This is a genomic window from Catalinimonas locisalis (assembly GCF_038039535.1).
Lineage (GTDB): Bacteria > Bacteroidota > Bacteroidia > Cytophagales > Cyclobacteriaceae > Catalinimonas.
Genome location: NZ_JBBPHP010000083.1, coordinates 1 through 5,331 on the forward strand (window position 1 = coordinate 1; position 5,331 = coordinate 5,331).

4 protein-coding genes are annotated in these 5,331 nt (G+C 37.3%); 3 read left to right on the forward strand and 1 reads right to left on the reverse strand.

The features are described 5' to 3' along the window. Positions 1–212: 212 nt before the first annotated feature. Positions 213–1,874 (reverse strand): BACON domain-containing protein, encoded by a 1,662-nt coding sequence (locus WJR50_RS33740; RefSeq protein ID WP_341297728.1) that lies wholly within the window; start codon positions 1,872–1,874, stop codon positions 213–215. Positions 1,875–2,771: 897 nt separating this feature from the next. Between WJR50_RS33740 and WJR50_RS33745 the strand changes: the two genes are divergently transcribed. The 3 genes from WJR50_RS33745 to WJR50_RS33755 all read left to right on the forward strand — a co-directional run bounded on the left by WJR50_RS33745 (position 2,772) and on the right by WJR50_RS33755 (position 5,236). Beyond that, on the forward strand, positions 2,772–3,323 hold the full coding sequence (locus WJR50_RS33745) for a hypothetical protein (protein ID WP_341297729.1): 552 nt from the start codon (positions 2,772–2,774) through the stop codon (positions 3,321–3,323). A 389-nt stretch (positions 3,324–3,712) separates the two neighbouring features. Continuing rightward, positions 3,713–4,471 carry a hypothetical protein gene (locus WJR50_RS33750; protein ID WP_341297730.1) on the forward strand — a complete coding sequence of 253 codons (759 nt, stop codon included), beginning with the start codon at positions 3,713–3,715 and terminating at the stop codon, positions 4,469–4,471. A 399-nt stretch (positions 4,472–4,870) separates the two neighbouring features. Further along, complete coding sequence (locus WJR50_RS33755; RefSeq protein WP_341297731.1) at positions 4,871–5,236, forward strand: hypothetical protein; 366 nt, start codon at positions 4,871–4,873, stop codon at positions 5,234–5,236. Positions 5,237–5,331: the final 95 nt, after the last annotated feature.

Below are 5,331 nucleotides of genomic sequence, written 5' to 3' on the forward strand. Positions count from 1 at the left end.
TTGAAGTGATCATGCTTAAATGGTTGATTAATAAAGAGTTACCAGTAGGTGTGTTGACTAATTTTCGGATGCGCCATAAAGTCAAATAATAATACTTATGTTAAACAATTAAAATGAACAACAAAACTGGTGAAGGTTCTTTCTTCACCAGTTGCCAATGTACAGTGTTGATAAAATAATAGACTCTCTTTAGACTATCAGCAACCTATTTATCAAGGTAAGCTAATCTTTTCTATTGCCCACTCATAGAGTAGTCCGGATTCATAGGCTTTGGTAATAACAAAAGCCTCATTTCCTGCATTATTTAAAAACACAAAGTAAGGATCAGGCTCATAATAAGATCCTCCTCCTTGTCCGTCTCTGGTAATGTATTTCTCCAAACCAATCTTATCTTTCAAGAGAAGGTTTTCATGGTTGTGAATAAATAAATAAGGGTACTTAGGCTTATCATAGCCTCTAGAACCAAGGAGATAGATTTCTTGATTCAGAGCATTATGTTCCAGATCAAATACGCTGGTTAAAACATGATAAGCCTCCTGGTACAGATCAAGTTCTCCATTATATACCATATCATTACTTTCTACTGTTGAAGTTTTAAATACGCTTCCGCCTCTGCTAAAAATTCTATTTCCATCTTCTGATAACCATAGATTGCCACTTATAGAGTAATCACCGTGATACTGAGAGTCGTACATATACACAGCAGTATCATTTTCAATGGAGTATTTGTGTAAATCAGAGGGTGTGACTCCCTGGTCTGCCAGATAGATGTAGTTTCCAGTGTTGTCAAGCTTAATTTTTCCTCTCGAACTGGAAGAATAAGCAGTGTGACGAACTACATCACCAGTCGATAGATTAATTCCAATTAAATTATCATCATAATCATCTACAGAGCAATAAGCCCAACCATTGTCAGCAAAAACGATATCAATAGCTTTTGCAGAAATATCAAAAGTGTTTATTATTGTTTTATTAACAAGGTCAACATAAGTCACATGCGCATCATGGCCTACCACTGCATACGCTCCACTTTTATCTAAGGCTAAGCTTGTAGGTACATAAGTCAGATCTATTTGTTCTTTCATATCACCTACTACATCGTAATAAAACAAAGCTAAAGGATTGGAAGAGGCATAGACAATAGCATCTTTAGATTTAATGTATGCTGCATCTACTATATCTTCCTGTAACTTAATCTTATATTCTTTAAAATTATAAATCCTTACCGGAATAGTATCGGTGTATGCTCCTGAAGTAAGGATGATGTTAGAGTAGTAGTTACCAGTCTCAAATGTTTCCCTATTCACAACTATATCTACAACTTCTTCAGTATCTGCCTCGGTAACTCCTGTGTTTTGTTCAACCGTCAAAAAATCATCTGTAGTTGTTAACTCCCAGTCTATCGCCACTATTTCTTCATTGAAAAATGAAAAATTGGTAAAGTCGGTAAACTCATCTATGATCACTGAATCTGGTAAATTTAGCACATAGTTTTCCTGTACCGCTACACTTTCTGTTACCACTTGTTCTACACTAACTGATGACTCACCAAACTTGGTTTGAATTTTAATAGAACCACTATACTGCCCTGCTGTTTCTGAGGCTAAGCTTGTAATAGTAACTATGGCTCCACCCTCAATGAGTCCTTTTGTAGGGCTTACGTTTATCCATGAGGGATGAGATAAAACTTCAAATGAACAGGTGTCCGAAGGAACTACACTCAATACCAGTTCATGAGTGTTAGTCTCATTGAAATTTAATGTTGATGAGGATACAAAAAACTTAGAATTTTCAATCATCGCTACTTCCTCTTTTTCACACCCCATGAAAGGAATAAGGACAGTAAGGATTAATAATGATTTAAATAGTTTCATTTGCATAATTTGAAGTTAATTATGCAAATCAATTTAAATTGAGGGAATATTTACCTTCAGGTATATTTCAGGTTTGTATGATTAAAGTTTGAATACTCAGATTTGTCGCGTTTTCTAGCAAAAAGTAAGAGAGCTTGATAAGCTTATGAATTCATTTATCAAAAATTAGAAAATATATTAAACCAGGTGCTACCATTGAATATTCTATTTATATAAACTCTGTATAATTTTTCAATGGGATTGATTGCTAAAGGCAAAATTTATTTAAAATACAACAACGCTCTTTTGTCAATTTTACATATAGATCAATGAGGAAGAAAAGAAATTAACAGCCTTATCCCTACATATGATTCAAATAATTAATATTAAACTATTTATCTTCAGGGAAGAAAGGCCCACTCCAGAAGAGCGGGCTTTTCTAAATTGTTAAGCTTTGTAAATATAAGTTTGGAATTAGCATAATCAATATAATTATAGTAATAGTTATATAATTATATTGATTATTTGCTCATGTTGCCCACGCATATTCTTGGCCCATATGGATGATTCTTGCTATTAACTTAACATAATTAAAGTTATTTGTCTTGAAATAATACTATATTATATTGACTGTTTATAAAAAGATGAATCTCTATTTTCCCAATCTCAGATACTTTAATCTTCCCCAAGGCATGAAAATATGCGTTCATGTAACAATGATTAAATCAAAAAGTAATTTTGTCTTGACATACATCTTTTCTCTTTACTGCTAATTTAGCAACACCAATTGTAAAGTTTCTTCAGGATCACCTACTTCCTCACCTTTATACTATATCTCCAAATCCTGAATAGCATAAGGCTGGAAATGTGCCCATTTTGCGTTTATATAAATTTATGTAAACGCGTAATAGAAACAGAATGTGTATTGTTGAAACTTTTGCTGACGAGATTTTCATAAACGAAGCTGGACATAAAATAGTTAGACAGCTCTACCGGACTAAACGAGGTAAAGAAAAATATCGCTATGTCTCCCTGGTGAGCTGTGCCTACTGTGAAGAGGACTTTGTTCCTACCCGAAGAGGTGTGCATAAATACTGCTCCAACTCCTGCAGGAGCAGAGCTTGCAAAGAAAGAAATGGTTATGTAAATGGACAAAAGGTAGCCATAAAGCCTTCAGAAGAATTGCAACCTGTCTCAGCAGTGGCTCAAGAGCAATGGAGTTGGATGAGAACTGGTGAGAATGCTGCTGCTTCAGGAGCAGTGGCCACTGTTCAATACTATGCCATTGAGAACATGATCACTGACAAATTAGGCACAATAACGAATGAAATCAGACTGTCTGAACAACGAAATGCCCAGCGCATGAAAGCATTTATAGAAGCTAGCGTCAAACAGGCTTCCAATGCTCCAAAACAGTATAAGAGTATAGATACAAAGGACTTTGAAGAAATGGGGAGAAAGCTACTTTAGCCATTCTAAGCCATAGGTCCATAATGGGTATACACACTTATTGGACCAGCAATTCAGTTCAATTAGCTACTTCAGCAATCATGTTTAACAACTGAATATGGAGAGGTATCTGATTTATAGGCTAAATACATTTCGTTTGGACATGACTTGTCTCTCAGTAGGGTAAGCATAAATCTTATTATTGGCTTTTATAATCTTCAAATGCAATTCTATAGTACATATCTAAATAAAATAACGATATTCTTAAGAGTAATAGGTTGGTACAGGGTAATGAAATCACCTGCTTTTTCTATTGCAGTATTTGTTAATATTTATTGATATCTTAGTTATAAAGTGGAAGCTTCCTGATCTATTTTAAAAGCCCTTGTCCCCGACGAAAATAGTTTGTTATGAACCTTACGCCTCAAGTAATCATCGCCATCGTGACCATCGTCGGGCTACTAGGCTTTCTTTCTTTAGCTGTTTGGTCGCTGGCCAGACTTGCCGCGAGGGACGACCGATTCCGTGAGGCCTTTCTCCAGCTAACTAGCCCGGTGTCTATTGTGGCGACGCTCATTCTACTAGGTGTGCTGTTTATTCTCGGCATGGCCATTCTTGATCTCGACAAGGGTCGTGTCCTTATTGGGATGGGTAGAACACCGTTCGCCAGGGGACTGATTACATACCTATTTGCGATCGTGACAATCGGAACAGCTGTCCTCCTGGTAGTTTCCGCACTTCTTGGAACTGCAAAAGATAGGTTCGACAGTGGAAAAGAAGTGTTAGGACTATTACTAGGCGTCTTCGGCACAATCGTAGGTTTCTACTTTGCTTCCGAGCTCTCTGAGTTGGATGGTAGCAAGAGACTTACAGTTTCGTCAGTTCTCGCCAGCCCCGTGGAAGTAACGCAGGGTTCTTCTTTGACAGTGACGGTCGCTGTTCAGGGCGGTAGTGCACCTTATCGGTTTGAGATCACGCTCGCCGAAGAGCTTTCGGGTAATTATCCCCAGCTCATTAGACCTGACGGCTGGATCGTAAAGGAGGTCACAGTTACCGAAGAAACTCCAGTCGGAATACAACCGGTGCGGGTAGGCGTACTGGACGCGCGGGGTGAGTCCACTATGGTCCAAACGTTGATCGAGGTACAGCCGCAGACGCAAACACCGTAGTCTATTCTTACCTTCCTTTATAACAAGGCTTGGGGGAGGTTTCTAGACCCAATAAAAACTGTATAAGAATCCTAATTTCAAATTGAGGTATTCCTATTTGTAGACATAAATGATTTACTCCAAAGGGGCATTAATATTAAAATTAAAAGGAGTCACGGCTGCGTCCGTTTTTCCATACTGTAGTCGGAATTTTTTTCGGGAGTCGTTCACCATGACGAATATTAAGTACAAGAAATAAATGCAAATAGGCATCATAGTCTCGTAACCTTATCTATGAACATAAGTATTATTATTCAGTATGTTTATTCCATTGGACAATGGATCTCTTTTGTAACATTTGTTACACAGCCGTTCTCCAAATGAAACTTAGCCCCATCCAAGTCCGTTGTAGTTCTGACCATGAGAAAAATTCTTGCCATATTATTATTGATCCTCTATACATTCAGTTTTAGTACTGAGGTAATAGCAATAGGCATGGATAATTTCAATACTTCCACTGAGGTCACCATAAAAAAAACGCACTGCAAAAAACAAAAAAGTGTAAATGTTGAAAGCGAAGAGGTACCAACCACTATCTCTACCGGCAGAAGCCAAGGGGTAAATCTTCAGGTGATCAATGTAATCTGTGTGACCTCCATTACTCCTCATTTTTCCACACACACTATAGGGTTAATTCCTTTTTCCGATACTCTGAATTCTTCCGAAATTTCTGATAATTACGATTCTCCATCACTTCTTTGTGATCCCTTTCCCCCACGAGCGTAAGTCAATTTACCACTTTCGTTTCCCTTTCTTTTTACCCAATAAAGGGTAATGTGGGAAATGTTAATTCCAATTTCACTCCTCTATCTTCATACATT

Excerpts from the sequence above, each read along its gene's own strand:
- WJR50_RS33740 (WP_341297728.1), bottom strand. The coding sequence starts at position 1,874 with ATGAAACTATTTAAATCATTATTAATCCTTACTGTCCTTATTCCTTTC.
- WJR50_RS33745 (WP_341297729.1), top strand. The coding sequence starts at position 2,772 with ATGTGTATTGTTGAAACTTTTGCTGACGAGATTTTCATAAACGAAGCT.
- WJR50_RS33750 (WP_341297730.1), top strand. The coding sequence starts at position 3,713 with ATGAACCTTACGCCTCAAGTAATCATCGCCATCGTGACCATCGTCGGG.
- WJR50_RS33755 (WP_341297731.1), top strand. The coding sequence starts at position 4,871 with ATGAGAAAAATTCTTGCCATATTATTATTGATCCTCTATACATTCAGT.